This is a genomic window from Arthrobacter sp. Sr33 (genome assembly GCF_054511195.1).
Genome location: NZ_JBTNDD010000001.1, coordinates 121114 through 143460, shown reverse-complemented (window position 1 = coordinate 143460; position 22347 = coordinate 121114). Strand labels below are relative to the sequence as shown.

General features: G+C 63.2%; 21 protein-coding genes. 15 read left to right on the top strand and 6 right to left on the bottom strand.

Translation table 11 applies throughout. From position 1 onward, the window contains the following. Positions 1-8 precede the first annotated feature (8 nt). The 10 genes from lysS (at position 9) to dhaM (ending at position 10512) form a co-directional block, all read left to right on the top strand. Positions 9-1472, top strand: a complete 1464-nt coding sequence (gene lysS / locus ACX80T_RS00765; protein WP_083850973.1) for a lysine--tRNA ligase — start codon at positions 9-11, stop codon at positions 1470-1472. After that, positions 1465-1659, top strand: a complete 195-nt coding sequence (locus ACX80T_RS00760; RefSeq protein WP_019483980.1) for a hypothetical protein — start codon at positions 1465-1467, stop codon at positions 1657-1659. The genes lysS and ACX80T_RS00760 overlap by 8 nt, the downstream gene beginning before the upstream one ends. 126 nt (positions 1660-1785) lie before the next feature. Further along, positions 1786-2106: a histone-like nucleoid-structuring protein Lsr2 gene (locus ACX80T_RS00755; RefSeq protein WP_019483979.1), complete on the top strand. Its 321-nt coding sequence runs from the start codon at positions 1786-1788 to the stop codon at positions 2104-2106. Between the two features lie 130 nt (positions 2107-2236). After that, complete coding sequence (locus ACX80T_RS00750) at positions 2237-4744, top strand: ATP-dependent Clp protease ATP-binding subunit (RefSeq protein WP_026041226.1); 2508 nt, start codon at positions 2237-2239, stop codon at positions 4742-4744. 203 nt (positions 4745-4947) lie between these two features. Then, positions 4948-7038, top strand: coding sequence for a S9 family peptidase (locus ACX80T_RS00745; RefSeq protein ID WP_019483977.1), 2091 nt, complete (start codon positions 4948-4950; stop codon positions 7036-7038). Between the two features lie 34 nt (positions 7039-7072). Next, on the top strand, positions 7073-7621 hold the full coding sequence (locus ACX80T_RS00740) for an amino-acid N-acetyltransferase (RefSeq protein WP_019483976.1): 549 nt from the start codon (positions 7073-7075) through the stop codon (positions 7619-7621). 85 nt (positions 7622-7706) lie between these two features. Continuing rightward, a complete protein-coding gene (locus tag ACX80T_RS00735) occupies positions 7707-7889 on the top strand; it encodes a CsbD family protein (protein ID WP_019483975.1) in 183 nt (60 codons plus the stop codon). 228 nt (positions 7890-8117) lie between these two features. Beyond that, entirely contained in the window at positions 8118-9119 is a 1002-nt protein-coding gene (dhaK, locus tag ACX80T_RS00730) for a dihydroxyacetone kinase subunit DhaK (protein WP_024477164.1), read from the top strand. 2 nt (positions 9120-9121) lie between these two features. Beyond that, positions 9122-9781, top strand: a complete 660-nt coding sequence (gene dhaL, locus ACX80T_RS00725) for a dihydroxyacetone kinase subunit DhaL (RefSeq protein WP_459303508.1) — start codon at positions 9122-9124, stop codon at positions 9779-9781. Continuing rightward, a complete protein-coding gene (gene dhaM, locus ACX80T_RS00720) occupies positions 9778-10512 on the top strand; it encodes a dihydroxyacetone kinase phosphoryl donor subunit DhaM (RefSeq protein WP_459303507.1) in 735 nt (244 codons plus the stop codon). Before dhaL ends, dhaM begins: the two co-directional genes overlap by 4 nt. A 15-nt stretch (positions 10513-10527) precedes the next feature. On the opposite strand, the gene ACX80T_RS00715 is transcribed toward dhaM, so the two are convergent. Beyond that, a complete protein-coding gene (locus ACX80T_RS00715; protein WP_459303506.1) occupies positions 10528-11475 on the bottom strand; it encodes an HhH-GPD family protein in 948 nt (315 codons plus the stop codon). Positions 11476-11561: 86 nt separating this feature from the next. On the opposite strand from ACX80T_RS00715, the gene ACX80T_RS00710 reads away from it, so the two are divergent. Next, positions 11562-12281, top strand: a complete 720-nt coding sequence (locus ACX80T_RS00710; RefSeq protein WP_459303505.1) for a hypothetical protein — start codon at positions 11562-11564, stop codon at positions 12279-12281. A gap of 3 nt (positions 12282-12284) precedes the next feature. Here the strand turns inward: ACX80T_RS00710 and disA are convergent, their stop codons facing one another. From disA to ACX80T_RS00695, 3 genes are all read right to left on the bottom strand, one after another. Beyond that, a complete protein-coding gene (gene disA / locus ACX80T_RS00705; RefSeq protein ID WP_019483969.1) occupies positions 12285-13361 on the bottom strand; it encodes a DNA integrity scanning diadenylate cyclase DisA in 1077 nt (358 codons plus the stop codon). 169 nt (positions 13362-13530) lie between these two features. Next, positions 13531-14907 (bottom strand): DNA repair protein RadA, encoded by a 1377-nt coding sequence (radA, locus tag ACX80T_RS00700; RefSeq protein WP_024477168.1) that lies wholly within the window; start codon positions 14905-14907, stop codon positions 13531-13533. A 73-nt stretch (positions 14908-14980) separates the two neighbouring features. Further along, the gene (locus ACX80T_RS00695; protein WP_026041224.1) at positions 14981-16108 is read right to left on the bottom strand and encodes an FUSC family protein; all 1128 of its coding nucleotides are present in this window, start codon (positions 16106-16108) and stop codon (positions 14981-14983) included. 268 nt (positions 16109-16376) lie between these two features. On the opposite strand from ACX80T_RS00695, the gene pstS reads away from it, so the two are divergent. The 4 genes from pstS to pstB all read left to right on the top strand — a co-directional run bounded on the left by pstS (position 16377) and on the right by pstB (position 20520). After that, positions 16377-17501 (top strand): phosphate ABC transporter substrate-binding protein PstS, encoded by a 1125-nt coding sequence (gene pstS / locus ACX80T_RS00690; RefSeq protein ID WP_459303504.1) that lies wholly within the window; start codon positions 16377-16379, stop codon positions 17499-17501. 159 nt (positions 17502-17660) lie between these two features. After that, positions 17661-18608 (top strand): phosphate ABC transporter permease subunit PstC, encoded by a 948-nt coding sequence (gene pstC, locus ACX80T_RS00685; protein ID WP_459303503.1) that lies wholly within the window; start codon positions 17661-17663, stop codon positions 18606-18608. Continuing rightward, on the top strand, positions 18608-19711 hold the full coding sequence (gene pstA / locus ACX80T_RS00680; protein ID WP_019483964.1) for a phosphate ABC transporter permease PstA: 1104 nt from the start codon (positions 18608-18610) through the stop codon (positions 19709-19711). The genes pstC and pstA overlap by 1 nt, the downstream gene beginning before the upstream one ends. A 29-nt stretch (positions 19712-19740) precedes the next feature. Further along, complete coding sequence (gene pstB / locus ACX80T_RS00675; protein ID WP_019483963.1) at positions 19741-20520, top strand: phosphate ABC transporter ATP-binding protein PstB; 780 nt, start codon at positions 19741-19743, stop codon at positions 20518-20520. Positions 20521-20573: 53 nt separating this feature from the next. On the opposite strand, the gene ACX80T_RS00670 is transcribed toward pstB, so the two are convergent. After that, complete coding sequence (locus ACX80T_RS00670; protein ID WP_019483962.1) at positions 20574-21584, bottom strand: inorganic phosphate transporter; 1011 nt, start codon at positions 21582-21584, stop codon at positions 20574-20576. After that, entirely contained in the window at positions 21585-22202 is a 618-nt protein-coding gene (locus tag ACX80T_RS00665) for a DUF47 domain-containing protein (protein WP_024477172.1), read from the bottom strand. Between the last annotated feature and the right edge of the window lie 145 nt (positions 22203-22347).

Sequence of the window (22347 nt, the reverse complement as noted above, 5' to 3'; positions counted from 1 at the left end):
ACGAGCAGATGCGTATCCGCATGGAGAAACGCGAGCGGCTGCTCGAACGGGGGGATGAGGCCTACCCGGTTAAGCCGGCGCGCACACACTCGTTGGCCGAGCTGCGGAAAGAGTTTGGGCAATTGCCCGCTGAAGCCACCACCGGTGAGATGGTGTCGGTGGTGGGTCGAGTGGTGTTCATTCGCAACACCGGGAAACTGTGTTTCGCGACGCTGCAGGAGGGTGGTGGGGCCAGGCTTCAGGCCATGCTCAGCCTGGCCGAAATTGGTGACCAGTCGCTTGCGGACTGGAAAGCGCTGGTGGACCTCGGGGACCACGTTGAAGTGCACGGTGAAGTAATCAGTTCCAGGCGCGGGGAGCTCTCGGTCATGGCGGACGGGTGGAGCATGGCCTCAAAGGCACTGCGTCCGCTGCCAACCCTGCATACGGGAGTCAGCGAGGAAACCCGGGTCAGGCAACGCTACGTCGATCTGATGGTGCGCGAAGAAGCGCGGGAGATGGTTCGAACCAGGGCCGCTATCGTGCGATCCATTAGGGAAACTCTGCACTCGCTGGAATATGTAGAAGTAGAAACGCCAATGCTGCAGTTGGTGCATGGCGGTGCTGCTGCACGACCGTTTGAAACCCATCTCAACGCTTTCGATCAGAAAATGACTCTTCGAATCGCACTGGAGCTTTATTTGAAGCGGGCGGTCGTCGGCGGAATAGACCGGGTCTATGAGATTGGCCGGATTTTCCGCAATGAGGGGGTCGACTCAACTCACAGCCCCGAATTCACCATGCTGGAGTGTTACGAGGCGTACACCGACCAGTTCGGAATGGCCGAACGAATGAAGGAAATCATTCTTAATTGTGCGGACATCCTGGGCACACGGACCATCGAAACAGAGGCCGGCGTGATTGACCTTGATGGGGAATGGCGGTGGCTCGGCGTGTACCCGGGGCTTTCGGAGGTAGTGGGTAGCGAGGTAACTCCGGAGACATCCGCTGAGGAGCTCCGGAATATCGCCGAAATCCACCAGGTGAAGATTGCGCCGGAATGGGGCAGCGAAAAGCTTGTCCTCGAATTGTTCGGCGAGCTGGTTGAGCCGACCCTGATCCAGCCTACTTTTGTCTACGACTACCCTCCCTCGGCCCAGCCGCTGGCCCGGCCGCACCGGGAGGATCCCGCTCTGATTGAGGCGTGGGACCTGATCATCGGCGGAATGGAGCGAGGGACGGCGTTCTCTGAACTCATCGACCCGGTGGTGCAGAGGGCACGCCTGGTTGAGCAGTCCCTGCAGGCAGCTGCCGGCGACCACGAGGCTATGCAGTTCGATGAGGATTTCCTCCGCGCGCTCGAATATGGCGCACCCCCCATGGGAGGCATCGGCCTTGGGATTGATCGACTGGTGATGCTGTTCACCAATGCAGGTATTAGGGAAACCATCCTGTTTCCCATTCTGAAACCAGTTGGAGATAGTCGTGCTTGAGTATGTTGCGGTATTGCTGCCATCGATAGGGGTCGGGGCGATCTTTTACTTTGTCATGCGGTCCATTTTCAACGCGGATAGGGCTGAGCGCGAAGCAATGAGCCAGGCCGAGGAGCGTCAGGCCCAGGCACAGCAGGAAGCGCCAGTTGCAACGCCCGATCACGAGGACCCAGCCGAGTCCCGATGAAGTAGTTTTGTTCGCCTTTTCGAAAAAGTTCCCAAAAGTAGGATTTTTCACACTTTGACGATTACTGTCTGCCTAGCCCATAATTAGAGTTACATATAAATTCAGTACAAAACGCAGGAGCTAACCGTGGCACAAAAAGTAAAGATCCTCCTGATCGATGACCTCGACGGTGGCGAAGCTGATGAAACCGTACGTTTTGGCCTTGATGGTGTGCAGTATGAAATAGATCTTTCAAAATCCCATGCGAAAGAACTCAGGGCCGCTATGAGCAATTACGTATCCGGGGCCCGCCGCAGCACGCAGGTAAAAGCGCGGGTGGCGACGCCGGGTCGTAACCAGGAAGCAGCCCAGGTGCGTGAATGGGCGCGAGCCAATGGCCACAATGTCTCGGCGCGTGGACGCGTCAACAGCGAAATCGTCGAGGCCTACCGGGCAGCTCAGCGCTAAAGAGGAACCGGACTGCGCCCCCTGGGGCGCAGTCGCAGGTGGGTGTGATATCTCGCCTGTGGCGAACACGCTCCAAAAGCCTGTGCAGGACACGTAGCATCGAATTACGCGTTAGCTAGGAGTGTGCCCCATGTTTGAGAGATTTACCGACCGCGCCCGTCGTGTTGTAGTGCTGGCCCAAGAAGAGGCCCGCATGCTCAACCACAATTACATCGGCACCGAGCACATCCTGCTCGGGCTCATCCACGAGGGTGAAGGGGTCGCCGCAAAGGCGCTCGAATCCCTCAGCATCTCCCTCGGCGCCGTCCGTGAGCAGGTCCAGGAGATCATCGGCCAGGGCCAGCAGGCACCGTCCGGCCACATCCCGTTCACCCCGCGCGCCAAGAAGGTACTTGAGCTTTCGCTGCGGGAAGCGCTGCAGCTCGGCCACAACTACATTGGCACCGAGCACATCCTGCTCGGGCTCATCCGTGAGGGTGAAGGCGTCGCAGCCCAGGTACTGGTCAAGCTTGGCGCCGACCTCAACCGTGTCCGCCAGCAAGTGATCCAGCTGCTGTCCGGGTATCAGGGCAAAGAGCCTGCGTCAGTGGGCGGCCAGCAGCAGGAAGGCACCCCAGCCGGTTCGGTGGTCCTTGACCAGTTTGGGCGGAACCTCACCCAGGCTGCCCGCGAAGGCAAACTTGACCCGGTTATTGGGCGTGCCCTGGAAATGGAACGCGTGATGCAGGTGCTGTCGCGCCGCACCAAGAACAACCCTGTTCTGATCGGTGAGCCAGGCGTCGGCAAGACGGCAGTCGTCGAAGGTCTCGCGCAGGCAATTGTCCGCGGTGACGTGCCCGAGACGATCAAGGACAAGCAGTTGTACACCCTCGACCTCGGGTCGCTGGTGGCAGGATCCAGGTACCGCGGAGACTTCGAGGAACGCCTCAAGAAGGTGCTCAAGGAAATTCGCACCCGCGGCGACATCATCCTGTTCATCGACGAGATCCACACCCTGGTGGGTGCGGGAGCCGCAGAAGGTGCAATTGATGCCGCTTCGATACTGAAGCCGATGCTCGCCCGGGGGGAGTTGCAGACCATTGGCGCCACCACCCTCGACGAGTACCGCAAGCACATCGAGAAGGATGCGGCCCTGGAGCGTCGATTCCAGCCCATTCAGGTGCAGGAACCGTCAGTGGCGCACACCATTGAGATCCTCAAGGGCCTGCGGGACCGTTACGAAGCACATCACCGCGTGTCAATCACCGACGAGGCGCTCACCTCGGCTGCGACGCTCGCCGAGCGTTACATCTCGGACCGGTTCCTGCCCGATAAGGCAATCGACCTGATCGATGAGGCTGGTGCGCGGCTGCGTATCCGCCGGATGACCGCCCCGCCCGAGCTGAAGGAAATTGACGACCGCATTGCGGACGTCAAGCGGGAGAAGGAGTCGGCGATCGATGCGCAGGACTTCGAGGGTGCCGCCTCACTGCGCGACAAGGAGCAGAAGCTTCATGACGAGCGGATGGAGAAGGAGCGTCGTTGGAAGTCGGGCGGTCTCGATGACATTGCCGAGGTCGATGAGGAACTCATTGCTGAGGTCCTCGCCAACTCAACCGGTATTCCGGTCTTCAAGCTCACCGAAGAAGAGTCCACGAGGCTCCTCAAGATGGAAGACGAGCTGCACAGGCGGGTCGTCGGCCAGAACGACGCCATCAAGGCGATCTCGCAGGCAATCCGGCGCACACGTGCCGGGCTGAAGGATCCGAAACGGCCGGGTGGATCATTCATCTTCGCCGGCCCCACCGGTGTCGGTAAGACCGAGCTCGCCAAGGCCCTGGCGGAATTCCTGTTCGGTGATGAGGACGCGTTGATCACCCTCGACATGTCCGAATACTCCGAGAAGCACACGGTGTCCCGGCTCTTTGGTGCCCCTCCCGGTTATGTGGGCTACGAAGAGGGTGGGCAGCTCACCGAAAAGGTGCGGCGCCGTCCGTTCTCGGTGGTGCTGTTCGATGAGGTCGAGAAGGCCCACGCGGACCTGTTCAACTCGCTCCTCCAGATCCTGGAAGACGGTCGCCTGACTGACAGCCAGGGCCGGGTGGTGGACTTCAAGAACACGGTCATCATCATGACCACCAACCTCGGCACCCGGGATATTTCCAAGGGCGTCATGACGGGTTTCCAGTCCGGCACCGACACCACCACCACCTACAACCGGATGAAGGCGAAGGTGACGGAAGAGCTGAAGCAGCACTTCCGCCCCGAGTTCCTCAACCGTGTTGATGACACGGTGGTATTCCCACAGCTCACCCAGGACGAGATTGTCGAGATCGTCGACCTGTTCCTTGAGCGGCTGGGCAAGCGGATGGCTGACAAGGGGATGAGCATCGAGCTGACCCCCGCGGCGAAGGTACTGCTGGCCACCCGCGGTTACGATCCTTCGATGGGTGCCCGGCCGCTGCGCCGCACCATCCAGCGGGAGATCGAGGACCAGCTCTCCGAGAAGATTCTGTTCGGTGAACTGAAGTCCGGTGAACTGGTCTCCGTTGATGTCGAAGGCGAAGGGGACGAAGCCCGCTTCACCTTCGTTGGGCACGGTGCTCCGAAAGAAATCGAGGATGCTCCTGCGGCTATTGAGGCCACAGTCCCCGAGTAGACAGCGGTGACGCCGGGTGGCGTCAGCCTGAAGGCCTCCGGCCGGCACCATGGTGCTGGCCGGGGGCCTTCGGTTTATCAGCTACCGACACGGCAGGCCCGGCCGGAAGCTCACCTTGTGTGCCTGAAGCAACTTATTACTCTCTCAGAGAAGTCGCTGTGAACCACGCCACGTCCGCTGCGGGACGGTGGTAGACAGGGGCGATGACACCCGAATCGGAACAGCAGCCCGAAACCCCCTTCCACGACCTGGATCTCTTCATCGCGATGCCCCGGCTGGCCGCCCTGGCGCTGAGCCCCGACGGGTCTCGACTGGTGACGACCGTGGCTACGCTCAATGCCAAGGCAACTGAATACGGGACGGCGCTCTGGGAAGTTGATCCGCGCGGAGAGCAACCCGCGCGCCGGATTACGCGCAGCGCCAAGGGCGAAACGGGTGCCTCATTCCTGGCTGGCGGGGACCTGCTGTTCACCTCGGCGCGGCCCGATCCGGATGGGGCAGAGGGGGATGCGGCCAAGGAACCCACCAACGCGATCTGGCGGCTCCCGGCCCGGGGAGGGGAGGCGCAGCTGGTGCTCTCTCGCCAGGGCGGTGTGAGCAGCGTACTAACGTCCTCCGAGGCGGAGTCCGCCATCGTCGTCGCTGACGTCCTCGCGGGTTCGACCGACGAGGGCGACGACGGTGCGCGCCGTACTCTGCGGAAGGAAGCCAAGGTGGGCGCCATCCTGCACTCCGGTTATCCGGTTCGTTATTGGGATGCCGATCTAGGTCCGGCAGAGCCTCGTTACTTCGCGTTGGAGGGGAAGGGGACCGCCGGGCAGCCGCTCCAGGCAACCGACGCTGCAGCCCGGTTCGAGCTCCGCAACATCACACCCGCCGCAGGCACCTCCCTCAGGAACGCCAAGCAGGTGATCAGCCCGAACGGTTCAGTTGTGGTGACAGCGGTGAGCATTCCGGTGGGTAAGGGGGACGCACGAAGCATCCTTGCCAGGATTGATGTTGCCACCGGGGAGCGCTCGGTCCTGCTCGACGACCCCGGCTACGACTTCTCGCCCGGACCGATCAGCCCCGACGGTGCCACCCTGGTGGTCCACCGGGCCAGACGGACCACCGCTGAGGTTGCGCCGCAACAAACACTTGGCCTGCTCCCACTCGCCGGCGGGGAACTCCTTCCCCTTGCCGCAAAGTGGGACCGTTGGCCGTCCCCGGCTGCGTGGTTGCCCGATGGCAGCGCAGTGCTGGTCACTGCCGATGAGGAGGGCGCCTCGCCGCTGTTCTTGATCGACGTAGCCACCAATGAGGTGACCCGGGTGACCAGCGACGCAGCCTCGTACACCAACGCGGTGGTGGCCCCCGATGGTCACACCGCCTACGCACTGCGCAGCTCCTACGAATTTCCCGCCGAAGTGGTCACAATTGACCTCATCAACCGAACCGTGGCGGCACTACGGGGACCAGTCGAGCGACCAGCCTTGTCGGGGCGGCTGGAACGAGTAGAGACCACCGCCGACGATGGACAGACGATTGGATCCTGGCTGGTCCTCCCCGCCGGAGCGGACTCTTCCCGGCCCGCTCCGCTGCTTTTATGGATCCACGGCGGCCCGCTGGGCTCCTGGAACGCCTGGACCTGGCGGTGGTCGCCGTGGCTGCTGGCGGCCCAGGGCTACGCGGTCCTGCTCCCTGATCCAGCCTTGTCTACCGGGTACGGCCAGCACATGATCGACCGGGGCTGGGGACAGTGGGGCAAAGCACCGTTCACTGACCTGATGACAGCAACCGATGCCGTGGTAGCACGAGACGACATCGACGAGACCCGGACCGCCGCCATGGGCGGGTCCTTCGGCGGCTACATGGCCAACTGGATAGCTGGCCACACGGACCGGTTCACCGCTGTAGTCACCCACGCCAGTCTGTGGGCGCTCGACCAGTTTGGCCCAACCACTGATGCGTCCTACTACTGGGAGAAGGAGATGACGCCCGAGATGGCGTCGGAAAACTCTCCGCACCACCACGTGGAGAACATATCGACACCCATGTTGGTGATCCACGGGGACAAGGATTACCGCGTCCCAATCGGAGAGGGCCTCAGGCTCTGGTACGAACTGCTGTCACGATCCCAGCTGGCAGTAGATGAGGAAGGCCGGACCGCTCACCGGTTCCTTTACTTCCCGGATGAGAACCACTGGATTCTCAAACCCCAGCACGCGAAAGTCTGGTACGGCGTCGTCGGGCATTTCCTGGCGCACCACGTCCTCGGTGAACGCAGAGACCTGCCCCCCGAACTCGGACTGTAGCTGATACCTGCGGCAGGGTTTGTAGACTGCCTTAGTGAGTTCCTCCTTCAGAATCCGGCCCGCGCGTACTTCCGACGTCCCAGCAATCAAGGCGTTGGTGGCCCCGCTTGCTGAGAGCCGGGTACTGATGGCCAAGGAAACTGTTGCCTACTATGAGGGTTTGCAGGAGTTCCGGATTGCCGAGGACGACGACGGCGTCCTCGGTTGCGGGGCGCTGCACGTCATGTGGGAAGACCTGGCCGAGATCCGCACCCTTGCCACGTTCCAGGCCGCGAAGGGGCGCGGCGTCGGCAGTGCCCTGGTGGCGAAGCTGCTCGACGACGCGCGCGCCCTGGGCGTCGAACGCGTCTTCTGCCTGACCTTTGAAGTGGAGTTCTTCCAGCGCCAGGGGTTCCAGGTGATGGCTGACCAGTCGGCAGTGGACCCGGCGGTCTATTCGGAACTCCTTCGTTCCCACGACGAGGGCGTCGCTGAATTTCTCGACCTTGCCCGGGTCAAACCGAACACCCTCGGCAACACCCGGATGATCCGTCAGCTCGGGAATAGCCCGCATAAGGTGGCAAACCGAGGTCAGGATCGATAAGCTAAGGGAGCTTGGCATCTATGATGATGCGAAAAGCGGGACCCGGACCCGGGCCCCGACACACCGAGCGGAAGTAGGTCAGACTATGGGTGCAGACGACAAGGCAGCAAACAGCGGCGAGAAGCTGGGCGGCAAGATCAAAGAAGGCGTTGGCAAGCTCACCGGCAACGAAAAGATGGAAGCCGATGGCCACAAGGACCAGGCCTCCGGCGACATCAAGAACGCCGGCGAAAACGTCAAGGACGCCTTCAAGGGTGACAACCGCTAGATCTGGTCCAGCAGGCGTTCACCCGATTCATAGTCGCCAGTGGAAGCCGCCGAAGGATTAGTGCTGTGGGAGGAGCCGAGCGTAAGTAGCTCGGGGGCCTCCCACAGCCGTTTAACCAGTAGTGCACCCTATAGGCAAGCAGTTGACCGGAGGGTAGGGTTCAGACAAGGCCAGCAGGTCCGGCGGGCCGGCAAACCCAATCCTGTGTCCTTTCACCGAGGAGCCGCCATGAAAAAGCTAATCAATGACCCAAAGCAGGTCGTCACCGAGTCCGTTGAAGGGTTCGGGGCCGCCCACGCAGACCTGGTCAATGTCCATCCCGACCCCCTGTTCATCACCCGGAAAGACGCACCCCGCCAAGGAAAAGTCGGGCTGGTCTCCGGCGGGGGCAGCGGTCACGAACCGCTGCACGCCGGATATGTAGGTCGGGGAATGCTCGATGCCGCCGTACCCGGGGCCATGTTCACCTCCCCGACCCCCGACCAGATTCTCCCAGCCACCACAGCTGTTGATGGGGGAGCGGGGGTGCTCCACATTGTGAAGAACTACACGGGCGACGTCCTGAACTTTGAAACCGCAGCCGAGCTCGCTGAAGCCGAGGGCGTGACCGTGCGGACGGTCCTGGTGAACGACGACGTCGCAGTCGAGGATTCGCTGTACACCGCTGGCAGACGCGGCGTCGGCGGAACGGTCCTCGTTGAACGGATCGCGGGCGGCGCAGCCGAGCGGGGAGACACCCTCGATGCGGTGACTGCAATCGCCCAGCGTGTCATCGACAATGTCAGGTCCATGGGGGTGGCGCTCGCCGCCTGTACTGTGCCGCACGCCGGCCAGCCGAGCTTCGACCTCACCGACGACGAGATCGAGATCGGCATCGGCATCCACGGTGAACCCGGCAGGCATCGCATTGCGATGGAAAACGCCGACGGGATCACCGGACGGCTGATGGAGCCAATCCTCGCCGATCTCAAGGTGGACAGCGGCGAGAAGGTGCTGCTCTTCGTCAATGGCATGGGAGGCACGCCGGCAAGTGAGCTGTACATCGTCTACCGGCGCGCCAGGCAACTCCTTGAGGAGCAGGGAATCGTTGTTGAACGATCCCTGGTGGGCAACTACATCACCGCCCTGGAAATGCAGGGCGCCTCGATCACCGTGCTGCGACTTGACGACGAAATGGTCGAGTTGTGGGATTCGCCAGTTAACACTGCTGCGCTCCGGTGGGGAGTCTAGGCGTGGTAGAGGGATCCACCAATACCCTCACCACTGAATGGGTGGTCGCGTGGCTGCGGGAGAGTGCCCGGGTGGTCAGCGAGAACCGGCAATACCTGATCGACCTTGATCGGGCTATCGGCGATGCCGATCACGGTGAGAATCTCGATCGTGGGTTCACGGCGGTAGTGAAAAAGCTCGACGACGGTACACACCCCGCCACGCCGGGTGCCGTGCTGAAGCTGGCCGCGATGACCCTCATGTCATCCGTGGGGGGCGCAGCTGGGCCCCTCTATGGAACCGCCCTGCTCCGTGCAGCCACCTCGCTGGGCGACACCGAGGCAATAGGCCCCGACGACGTCGCCGGGCTGCTGACCGCTGCCCGCGATGGGATAGTAGCGCGCGGCAAGGCCGAATCCGGTGACAAGACGATGGTCGATGCCTGGACTCCTGCGGCTGAGGCGGCAGGCACCGCCGCGATGGCCGGCGCATCGGTTGCAGAGGTGCTGGCGGCCGCCGCCAACGCTGCAAACGCCGGGGCCGCGGCTACCGAACCACTGATTGCACGGAAGGGCCGTGCCAGCTACCTCGGCGAACGCAGCGCCGGCCACCTCGACCCGGGCGCCGTCTCGTCAGGGTTGATTTTGCAGGCAGCGGCCGATGCGGCAGGTGCGCAGGAGTGAACGTTGGCCTGGTCATTGTGTCCCATAGTTCGAAGATCGCCGAGGGAATCTGCGACCTCGCCCGTGAGATGGCGGGGGACGTCCCGCTCGTCGCCGCCGGTGGGTTGGACGATGATTCTGGTGTCCCACTGATCGGAACCAGCTTCGAGAAGGTGCTTGAGGCTATTTCGACGGCGGACCAGGGTGCCGGCGTCGTGCTCCTGACAGATCTGGGCTCTGCCGTGATGACTGCCGAGATGGCGCTTGAGTTCATTGACAGCGACCAGCGTTTGCGGGTCAGGCTTGCCCGCGCGGCCCTGGTCGAAGGTACAGTCGCCGCGGCCGTCGAGGCGCAGTCCGGAGCCGATGTAGACACGGTGACACGTGCCGCCGAGACAGCGATCGTCGCGCTGGATCCAACGGAGCTCGAGCCGTTTGTCAGCCATGCTGCAGCCGCGCCCGGAGAAGGCGGATCTCAATCCTCCACCGATGGAAATCCGGTTGAGGCAGCCTGGGAATTGCCCAACCCGATGGGGTTGCACGCCCGCCCCGCGGCAACCCTGGCCCGGATGATGAGTGAACTGGATGTGGAGGTGACGGTCAACGGGGTGGACGCGAAGTCGGTGATGCTGCTCATGAGCCTGGGTCTCGGCCAGGGCAAGGTCCTGACCGCGTCAGCCGCTGGCCCCGACGCGCAGAAAGCCATTGATCAGATAGGTGCTGAGGTGGCCAGCGGGTTCGGGGAACTCTGAAGCGGTCTGGGCCGGTCAGCTGGGGAGGCTGATGCCGGCCGGGGTCTCGCTGGCAAGACCATCCGCCACGAGCCCGTCAAGGGACCGTTCGAGTTGCTCCCTTGACGCGTTCAGGCGGTGCAGTTTCATCAGTGGGGACACTACGGTGCCGGGCGGCGAGCCGAGCGCGAGGTCCACCGGTTCGGCAACGAGCACCTCCCTGATCACCGGTGCCACCGCGTCCCGAAGGACTCCCATCATCGCCCCGCGCACCTGACGATCCGTCCCGGCCCAGGCCTGTCCCCTGGGCACGTAATGAGGTTCCGGTCGCCCCGCAGCAACCCATGCGCAGGCGTCGAGCACCGGACACTGGGAGCACTTGGGGGCCCGGGCAGTGCAGATCAATGCGCCAAGCTCCATCACTGCCGCGTTCCACTTGACTGATTCGCCGTCGTCGTCGGGCAGGAGGTCAGCCGCCCGCCGCATCTCGGCGGCCGTCAGGGTGGGGGCCGGCAGAGCATCCCCGCCGAGCAGCCGCGCGTGGACTCTGCGGATGTTGGTGTCAACAACTGTCTCCCGCTTCCCGTACGCAAACGCTGCCACCGCAGCAGCCGTATAGGTGCCGACGCCGGGAAGGGTCAGGAGCTCCGCGGCGGTGCGGGGCACCCGGCCCCCGTGGTGTTCGACGATGGCCCCCGCGGCCGCGTGGAGGCGCAGGGCGCGGCGTGGGTAACCAAGTCGCCCCCAGTGCCTCAAAGCATCACCGGCTGGAGCCGCGGCAAGGTCAGCCGGTGCGGGCCACCGGTCGAGCCAGTCGGCGTAGACGGGCAGGACCCGCACCACCGGTGTCTGCTGCAACATGAACTCGCTGACCATTACCGCCCAGGGGGTTCGCCCGGGACCACGCCACGGGAGGTCCCGGGCCTGGACGTCGAACCAGCCAATAATGCGTCGATGCAGCTGGGCGGTGGGAACCGGGATCATTGGCACTCCTGATAGTTGACCATCAATACTGTACTGACCGGCGTGGTGTGACGCGCATCCGAGGATTGGGTCCCTAGCCTTAACCCATGGATTCACGCGGGGGGCCGTCGCGAGGCGGGCCGCAGGACAGGTCAGCGCGGCCGTCCAACGCGCCCCGGGTCAGCCCGAAGGTGTATCGCCGACGCAGGATTGTGGTGCTGGTCCTGGGCCTCATCCTGGCCGGCGTACTGGTATGGGGCGGAATCGCCCTAGCTGGCCTCATCGGCAACGGTGCGAACACCGACGACGCCGTGAGCGCACCCACCGGATCGGCCCAACCAGCCCCCTCAACCTCCCCGTCCGAACCCACGGCAGAAGTCAGCGAGCCCGCAGCACCGACCGAGTCCGCAGCACCGACCGTGTCCCCTTCGCCGTCGGAACCCGGGTGTGGTCCGGAGCTGGTGGAAGTCAGCGCATCGACCGATGCGGACGCCTACGCCCCCGAAGAGAATCCAGTGCTCACGCTGACGGTAACCAACACTGGTGATATCCCCTGCCCGGTCAATGTGGGAACCTCACAGATGGAATTCCTGGTCACCAGCGGTGAGGATCGCATCTTTTCCTCTGCCGACTGCCAGGAAGGTGCCGAGGACCTCAACCGGGACATCCCGCCGGGCGGGTCGGAGGAAGCGAACTTCACGTGGGAACGAAACCGTAGCGCACCGGGTTGCCAGGCGGTCGAGGCGAACCCTACCCCCGGTTTTTACAACCTGACGGTGACGCTCGGCGAACGGACCAGCGAAGAAGCAACTTTCGAGCTGCAATAGCAGCTACATGAAACGGTCGAGCAGGCTCGTTTCAGCGATCCTTGACAGTCCCTCACGCACGGTCCGGGCACGTTGCTCACCGATCCCATCCACAGCCATCAGGTCATCAATGTTCGCTGCCATCAGGTTTTGCAGGCCCTCGAAGTGGTCGACCAGCCGGTTCGCCACTGCAGGCGGCACAGCCTTGATGCCGGACACCAGCCTGAAACCCTTGGGTTGCACCACTGCGTCCAGAGAGTCAACTGAGGGATTGAAGCCCACCACGCTGGCGATGGTGCCGAGGTCGATGAGGTCGGTGGAGCTGAAGGCCTGCAGCTTCGCAAGTTGCTCTTCGACCACCAGGTTGGCGTCTCCAAGGTCCAGGTAATCCCGGAGCACCATTTCGCTGCCCGGGCCCAGCCCGGTGGTCAGTTCTTCCACCTGCAGTGAGAGGAGCCGGCCATCGACGCCGAGCTCGAGCACGTACTGCGAAATTTCCTCGGAGATGCGTCGGACCATTTCCTGGCGTTGCAGGGTCACCGCAACATCCCGGACCGTGACCATCGCCTCGATTTCCAGGGCGGACAGCGAGCCGGTCACCTGGTCCAGTCGTGCCCGATAGCGTTCGAGGGTGGCGAGGGCCTGGTTGGCTCTTGCCAGGACCGGCTCGGAGCCTTCCAGCACATGCCGCAGTCCGTTGATGTAGAGGGCGATGATGTGCATCGACTGGCTGACTGAGATGACCGGGAGCCCGGTCTGGATGGCTACCCGCTCTGCTGTCCGGTGCCGTGTCCCGGACTCCTGGGTATAGATGGTGTGGTCAGGTACCAGCTGCACGCCCGCCCGGAGGATATTGCTTGCATCCTTATCGCAAACGATGGCGCCGTCCATTTTGGCAAGTTCCCGGAGTCGGGTGGGGGAGAAGGTGATACCGATATCGAACCCGCCGGAACAGATCGAATCCACGGTGCGGTCAAAGCCGAGGACGATCAAGGCTCCGGTACGCCCGCGAAGGATGCGTTCGAGACCATCCCGCAACTGGGTGCCCGGCGCAACGCGCGCCAAAGTGGCCTTCAACGCGTCCTCTGGGCTGCGAACCATTGCCACTTCCTTCCGGCTACCGGCGTTGCCAACCGGTTCCCGGATGTGCAAGGCCCTGCCGCGCAGGCACCAACGCAGCCGTTCCAATCCTAGTGGGCGCGCCGCCTAAACCCGGATACCAGCTACGGGCGCAAATGTATAACGGTTATCTGCCGGTCCAGCCGGAAGTCTAAAAGAGTAGCTCCAGGGCTTCGGTCAGGGTCGATACCTCGTGCACCTTGAACCCCGCTGGAACCTTGCCTGGCCCATTGGGTGAAGCCGGCACCACAGCGTGGGTGAAGCCGAGCCGTTCGGCCTCCTGCACCCGCTGGGCGATGCCAGGAACCGGCCTGACCTCACCGGCAAGGCCCACCTCGCCGAAGGCGATGAGCCGGGCTGCGAGCGGCTGGTTGGTTTTCGCCGAGGCGATGGCCAGCGCCACTGCCAGATCGGTGGCCGGCTCACTGAGCTTCACCCCGCCGACTGTTGCAACGTAGCTGTCGTCCTTATGCAGGCTCAACGAAGCGCGCTGCTGGAGAACAGCCAGCAGCATGGCCACCCGTGAACTGTCGAGCCCGCTGGTTGCCCGCCGGGGCTGCGAGTTTGACGACTCCGCGAGGAGAGCTTGCACCTCGGCCAGCAGCGGCCTGCGCCCCTCCAGAGTTACGGTGATGCAGGTGCCGGACACGGGGTCTTTGGTACGCGACACGAACAGGCCGCTCGGATCGGCGAGGCCCTCCACACCAGTCTCGGTCAGGTCGAAGCAGCCCACCTCGTCGGTGGGTCCATACCGGTTCTTGATGGCCCGCATCAGGCGAAGCCGTGAGTGACGATCCCCTTCAAACTGGCACACCACATCCACCAGGTGCTCCAGCAGGCGGGGGCCGGCGATGGACCCGTCCTTGGTGACATGCCCCACCAGGATGGTGGTCATGCCTCGGGTCTTCGCGGCGGCGATCAGCGAGGCGGCAACCTCCCGCACCTGCGTGACCCCGCCGGCGGTCCCGTCGACGGCGGCGCTACTCAGGGTTTGAACCGAGTCCACGATCAGCAGCGACGGCGACAACCGTTCCACCTGCCCGAGGGCCTGCCCCAGATCGGATTCGGCGGTGAGGTAGAGGGTGTCGGCGAGGGCGCCGATCCGTTCTGCCCGTAGCTTCACCTGGGCTGACGATTCCTCCCCGGTGATATACAGCACGTCCTTGCCGAGTCGCGCCACCCGGGCCGCGACGTCGAGTACCAGGGTGGACTTGCCCACGCCGGGTTCCCCCGCGAGGAGGATCACCGCGCCCGGTACCAGGCCGCCACCGAGAACCCGGTCCAGCTCACCAATCTGCGTCGGCTGGTAGGACGCGGCACTGGCGTCGATCTCCGAGATCCGCAGGGCTGGAGTGGCGACGGTGACAGCCGCCGTCGTTCTCGCCACCACCTGGCCGGTCTCCTCGACCGTCCCCCAGGCCTGACATTCACCGCAGCGGCCCACCCATTTCGCGGTAGTCCAACCGCATTCTCCACACCGGTAGGCGGGTGCGGAGGTGCGTGCCGGGCGTGCTGTCTTTGTAGCCATGCCCTCTAACGTACCGGCGGGTAGGGACGTGCAGCGGCAAAGACACTACCGCGGGAGCCAGCTTTGACCAGGCTCACAATTTCGGCAGGTACCCGGCAGCCTCATCGTGGGGGAGACCCGTTGCCTCCAGAAGGTCAACTATCAGAGGGCGGTACAGCAGCACCAGCCCTTCTCCCTCCAACCGTTGGATCCGCAGGAGGCGGGGGTGGAGCATGGTGGCCACTGCCGCAAGGTCTTCCCGTGCCTGGCGGAGCGTCAGCCCCCGTTCGGGGGCGCTGGCCGCCGAGAGGGCCCGGCCAAGCATATCGACGGCATCGGCGGTGTCCTCAATGACCTGGGAGAGTTCCTGCACTGCCTCGTCGGTGAGCGCAGCGTGGTTGATGACCGAGGTCAGCCGTCGGGTGAATACCCGGGCGTTACGGACGGCAAGGTCTATCGAGTCGATTGATCCTCCGAGCTCGGCAAGTTCCTGCCGATGGCGCCGGTAGGCGGGGGAGAGGCGTGCCACTTCCCTGGCCGCCCCCATGCTGCCGGAGAGACCCTCCATCAGGGGCTGGCAGCTGCGTGCCCTGATCAGGGCGTGCCAGGCCAGGGTCGGGTCGCTGCGGGTCAGCGCGGTCGACGATTCGCGAAGCACAGTAGAGAGTTCGCCCAGTAACTCCCGCACGTTCGTTTTGGGCTCTTTCCGTGGGTCCTTTGGCGCGAGGATCACAATCACCAGGGCGAACAGACCGCCGACGATGGCGTCGACACTGCGGGTGAATGGGCCGCCGTCGGGGGCTGGGAGTAGTACCACCAGCAAGGACTGCAGGCCCAGCTGCGTGGTGAAGATGGTACCGCTGTCCAGGAATCGTGCCAGGAGGATCGACACGAACAGCACCACCGCTGCCTGCCAGATCCCGGTGCCAAACAGGGCCAGGAGGACGTCTCCCAGCGCAATGCCGAGAGTGCAGCCCACCCCAACTTCCAACACCCGGCGAAGCCGCGGGTCGCGGGTGAAACCGAGCGCAATCATCGAGGAGGTGGCGGCGAACAGCGGTCCGCTGTGACCAAGGACCCGTTCCGCGAAGACATAAGCGCCCACCGCACAGACGGTCATCTGGATGGCGGGGATTACCGAGTTGGAACTCCGCCGGAAACCTACCCGCGTCCGGTTGCGAACAAAGGAGCGGGCTCGCGAGAAGTTTGATGGCCGCGGCATGAAACCCAGCCTAGCCCCGGTTTCCCGGGTTGGGGGCCGCAACCGCGCCAGGAGATCCGCACAGCACCCGGAGCGGTTTGGCAAGGCTAATGAACGGGCTGATCGCAACTGTACGTTTCACGTTCACCCTCCGTTCACTTTGATCCGTCAGTCTCTTTACCTGTGGCGCCTAGCTTATTCAAGGTACGCATACTGAAAAGTTCAGATTCTAGTTTTTCATAGGTGCCCACAGCACCAATTTTCGACTCCCTGGAAGGGGCAACATCAAGTGAAGGTTCTTCGCTTTGGCCGCGCAGCGGCAGTAATTTCTGTCGCCGCGCTCGCATTGACCGCCTGCGGCTCCGACAGCGCAACCGACGAGCCAGCGGCAACCACTGGGGGTAACGGCGCTGCTGAGAGCACCGTTTCTGGCACCCTGACGGGCGCTGGATCTTCGGCACAGGGCGCGGCAATGACCGCCTGGCAGTCCGGGTTCCAGGAAGCCAACCCTGACGCGACCGTCCAGTACTCGCCGGACGGGTCCGGAGCTGGCCGCGAGGCATTCCTTGGTGGCGGTGTGCAGTTCGCTGGGTCGGATGCCTACCTGGATGAGGAAGAGCACGTTGTAGCCCAGGAGGTCTGCGGACCCGAGGGCGCCTTCAACATTCCTACCTACATCGCGCCTATCGCGGTAGCTTTCAACCTGCCAGGTATTGACGAGTTGAACATGGACGCCGACACGATTGCAGCCATTTTCCGTGGCGATATCGCTAACTGGAACGACGAGGCAATCGCCGCCCAGAATGAGGGAGTGGAGCTTCCCGATCTGGCCATCACTGTTGTGCACCGTAGCGACGAGTCGGGCACCACCGAGAACTTCGTCGACTACCTTGCAACGGCCGCCCCAGAGGTATGGACCGACGAGGTATCGGGTGACTGGCCCGCCGAAATCGTCGCCGAGAACGCACAGGGCACTAACGGTGTCGTGTCGACCACCTCAGGCACCGAAGGCGCTATCACCTATACCGATGCGTCGGCCGTTGGTGACCTCGGTCAGGCTTTGGTTCAGGTAGGCGAAGAGTATGTGGCGCTGACCCCAGAGGCCGCTTCACGCGCCGTTGAGGTTGCCGAGCCAGCCGAGGTGGAAGGTTCCCCCGAGGGCGATATGTCCTTCAACCTCACCCGGGACACCACCGAGTCGGGCACCTACCCGATCGTCCTGATCTCTTACCACATCTACTGCGCCACCTACCCTGATCAGGAGACAGTCGACCTGGTCAAGGCCTTCGGCTCCTACGTGATCAGCGAAGACGGTCAGGCCGACTCGGCCGACTCGGCCGGCAACGCCCCGATCTCGGACGGGCTGCGCGAGCAGGCCCAGGCCGCAATCGATTCGATTGCAGTTGCCTCCTAAGAGGCGTCGATTGCCCCGTCCGGTCCTCACGGACCGGGCGGGGTTGTCCTTTGCGCCCAGCCATTAGGCTGGTATGCAGTTACCACCTCCACCGCTGACAACGCCCGCTCTCGGCAACCCAGCAGGAACAACCAAGTACCAGCACCGAAGGGTTCACTAGTGTCCACGAAGACTGTGTCTCCGAACACGCTGCGCAGACAAGGCGACAGCGGTCAATCAGGGGACAAGATATTCTCAACAGCCAGCCTGCTGGCTGGCTGCCTCATTCTGGCAGTGCTGTTCTGTGTTGCGGTCTTCCTGCTGGTCCAGGCCTTCCCCACATTCGTCGCCGATCCCGCGGAAATCTCCGGTGGCAGCGGATTCTTTTCCTACATCTGGCCGATCGTTATCGGTACGGTCATTGCTGCGACTATCGCCCTCATCCTCGCCACCCCGGTGGGTATCGGCGTCGCTCTTTTCATCTCGCATTACGCACCCCGACGGCTTGCCCAGGGGTTTGGCTATCTGATCGACCTGCTGGCCGCAATCCCGTCAGTGGTCTACGGCGCCTGGGGTTATGCGGTGCTGGCTCCACAGCTGGCATTGGCGTACGAGTGGCTGGCAAACAACCTCGGCTGGATTCCCATCTTCGAGGGCCCCGCCAGTAACACCGGGAGAACCATCCTTACCGCAAGCATCGTGCTGGCCGTGATGGTGCTGCCCATTATCACCTCCCTCAGCCGCGAAATCTTCCTCCAGACCCCCAAACTTCACGAAGAGGCATCGCTGGCCCTCGGCGCCACCCGGTGGGAAATGATCAAAATGTCGGTGTTGCCATTTGCCCGGCCGGGGATCATCAGCGCCGCAATGCTCGGCCTGGGTCGCGCGCTCGGCGAAACGATGGCAGTGGCCCTGGTTCTCTCAGGCGGTGCACTGAACGCCAGCCTGATCCAGACTGGCAACCAGACCATCGCCGCTGAAATCGCCCTCAACTTCCCCGAGGCGTTCGGACTTCGCCTGAGTGAGCTCATCGCGGCGGGCCTCGTGCTCTTCGTGATCACCCTCGCCGTCAACGTCGTCGCCCGGTGGATCATCAGCCGCCACAAGGAATTCTCAGGTGCCAACTAATGAGTAATGCAACCATGACCCGGCGACCGTCCCAATTCACCAAGAACAAGCTTCCCAAATGGTCCATCTGGGCCGTTCTGGTGGGCGCACTGATCCTCGGCGCAGCAGTCTCGTCCCTGTTCGGTTTCAGCCCGGTTTCGATGGCCGTTTTCGCTGCGATCTTCTTCGTGGTCGGTGGTACCGCGACCGCGGGTGCAGTAGAGGGCAGCCGTAAAGCAAAGGACCGGTTCGCTACCTATCTGGTCTACGGCGCTTTCATCATCGCCGTACTGCCGCTGCTGTCAGTGATCTGGACCGTGCTGGAACGCGGCATGCCAGGGATGACCAGCGACTTCCTGTTCCGGTCGATGAATGGGCTGACCGGTGCCATCGATAACCAGACAGTGGCTGAAGGCACGCCGGTCCTGGGCGGGGCCTACCATGCGATCCTCGGAACCCTGCAGATTACCCTGTGGGCGACGATCATTTCGGTGCCGGTTGGTCTGCTGGCGGCCATCTACCTGGTGGAATACTCTACGGGTGGCCCGCTCAGCCGGGCGATCACCTTCTTCGTCGATGTCATGACCGGAATCCCCTCCATCGTCGCTGGCCTCTTCGCCGCAGCATTGTTCGGGCTGATCTTCGGGCCAGGCACCCGGACCGGATTCGTGGCAGCCGCGGCGTTGTCGGTGCTGATGATCCCGGTGGTGGTCCGTTCCACCGAGGAGATGCTGAAGATTGTCCCGAACGAGCTCCGCGAAGCCGCCTTCGCGCTGGGCGTGCGGAAGTGGCGGACCATCACCAAGGTGGTCATCCCGACAGCAATCTCGGGCATCGCTTCCGGAGTCACTCTCGCCATCGCTCGGGTGATTGGCGAAACCGCGCCGATCCTGGTGACGGCCGGGTTTGCCCGTGGCATCAACCTCGACGTCTTCAGCGGATGGATGAGCACTCTTCCCACCTACATTTACTACCAGATTATTACCCCGACCTCCCCGACCAGCACCGACCCGAGCACCCAGCGAGCCTGGGCCGCAGCCCTGATTCTGATCATCCTCGTGATGCTCCTGAACCTCGCTGCCCGCCTCATCGCCCGGATGTTCGCCCCTAAAACCAGCCGCTAACCTGCGCTGTACAACCCATAAGGATTTAGATGTCAAAGCGTATCGACGTCAAGGATTTGAATGTCTACTACGGCAAGTTTCTTGCCGTGGAAGACGTCAACGTAACCATCGAGGCCCGCTCCGTCACCGCCTTCATCGGACCGTCCGGCTGCGGCAAGTCGACCTTTCTTCGCACCCTGAACCGGATGCATGAGGTAATTCCCGGCGGGCGCGTCGAGGGCGAGGTCCTGCTCGACGGCGACGACCTGTACGACGACGCGGTTGATCCCGTGCACGTGCGAAGCCAGATCGGTATGGTCTTCCAGCGGCCCAACCCGTTTCCCACCATGTCCATCCGTGACAACGTGCTCGCTGGTGTGAAGCTCAACAGCAAGCGCATCAGCAAATCCGACGCCGACGCGCTCGTGGAGAAGTCCCTGCGGGGCGCCAACCTTTGGAACGAAGTCAAGGACCGTCTGGCCCGCCCCGGCTCCGGCCTTTCCGGTGGCCAGCAGCAGCGCCTGTGCATCGCCCGGGCCATCGCGGTCTCTCCCGAGGTCATCCTCATGGACGAACCGTGTTCAGCCCTGGACCCGATTTCCACGCTTGCCATTGAGGACCTGATCAACGAGCTGAAGAACGATTACACGGTGGCGATTGTTACCCACAACATGCAGCAGGCCGCACGGGTGTCCGACAAGACCGCGTTCTTCAACATCGCAGCGACCGGCAAACCGGGGAAACTGATCGAGTTCGGCGACACCTCCGACATCTTCAACAGGCCCAAAGAGAAGTCCACCGAAGACTACGTGTCAGGCCGTTTCGGGTAGCCAAACCGGGGGGCCGCTTCTGCTTGTCCAGCGGGTGGCACGCCACCGACGGGCTAGAGTAGCGGGCTCATTGCCAGGAAAAGAATCGCGCCGATGAGTGCGGTGACTACCGCCGTCGAGAACCACACGATCAGCACCTTCACCACTTCACGGCCGCGCACGGTCGGGAACCGCTGGTTGGCGCCAGCTCCAAGAATGGCCGAGGTCATGGTGTGGGTGCTTGAAAGCGGCATCGACAGCGAGATGGAGCCGACGAAGAGCATTGCCGAGCTAACGCCCTGGGCAGTCATCCCCCGCAGCGGGTCCACGCGGACCAGCCGGTGCGCCAAGGTGTGGGTGATACGCCAGCCGCCGAACAGCGACCCGGTCGCCAGCAGCACTGCCGCAAAGATTTGCACCCAGAGGGGAACCTCGGCGCCGGTTGCGATACCGCTTGCCACCAGGGCGAGGACCACCACCACCATCGTCCGTTGACCGTCCTGCAGGCCATGGCCCAGCGCAAACACCCCGGCAAGCACCGATTGCGCCATCCGGCTACCGGAATTCACCTTCCGCGGCGGACTGTAACGGAGCAGCCAGATGGCCGGGAACACTGCCAGATAGGCGAGCAGGTACGCCACCAACGGCGAGAGCAGCAAGGGGAGGGCAATCTGCAGCAGAAAAACCTGCTCGGAGTCGGCGATCGATTCGCCACCAATCAGGGCCGACGCCCCACCGGACCCGATCAGGCCGCCAATGAGGGCGTGGGTGGACGACGACGGCTTGCCCCGGTACCAGGTGAACAACCCCCAGCACAGCGCACCGAGAAGGCCTGCGATTAGGATGCCGAGGCCAACCCGTCCGGACGGAACCCGCAGGGCGTCGCCGGCGAACAGGAGGGCGACGCCGGTGCCAAGGAGTGCGCCAATGAGGTTGAAGACCGCTACCAGAAGCACGGCGATACTGGGGGTCAGCGCCCGGGTGCGCACGGCGGTGGCCACCGAATTGGAGACGTCGTGGAACCCGTTGAGAAACGCGAAACCTCCAGCGAGCACGATGACCATGCCCAGGAGGAACTGTTCCACCTATGATTCCTTGACGAGGATGCTGCCCACGTGGGTGGCAACCTTTCGGATGTCTTTGGTGACGTCGACCAGCTGGTTTGCCACATCCCGGTGTCTGGCGTAAACCAGGGTCTTGTGGTCGTTGAGGAGTTCGGAACACCAGATCCGGTGGGTGCGCTCGGCGCGTTTGGCTAGCCGGAGGATCTCGATCCAGTACTCCTCGAGATCATCCATCGAATTCAGTCGTTTCATCGCCTCAGCGGTGAGTTCCGCCTGCCGGGTGATCACCTCGAGCTGTTCAGTGGCCCGGCGGCTTAGCTTACTGAGTTGGTAAAGGGAGATGAGCTCGGCAGCGCCGTCGAGCTTCTCGATTGCCTCGTTCAGCATCCTGGACAGGGCATAGAGGTCCTCACGCGGCAGCGGGTTGACGAAGCTGCTGCGCATCGACGTGAGCAACGCGTAATGGAGATCGGTTGAGTTCGCCTCGTGCTGGTGCAGTTCCTCAGTCAGGCTGTCGTAGTCGCGCTTGTCCGCCCCGAGGATTCCCGACATGGTGCGCACCCCGAGCACCAGTTGCTGGGCCATGTCCGAGAGTAAGACAAGGCCAGCATCCTCCTGTGGAAAGAGGCGAAGCTTCACGTGGACTACCTAACCTGCCGGGGCATCGAGTTGATCAGTTGCTGCCTAAGAATAACTGACAGGCCCGGGGAGGCTCATTTCGACTAGTTGTCACCGCCCTGGCGCCCGGCCGCGTCGCCGTTGCCACTCAGATGTCGTTCAGTAG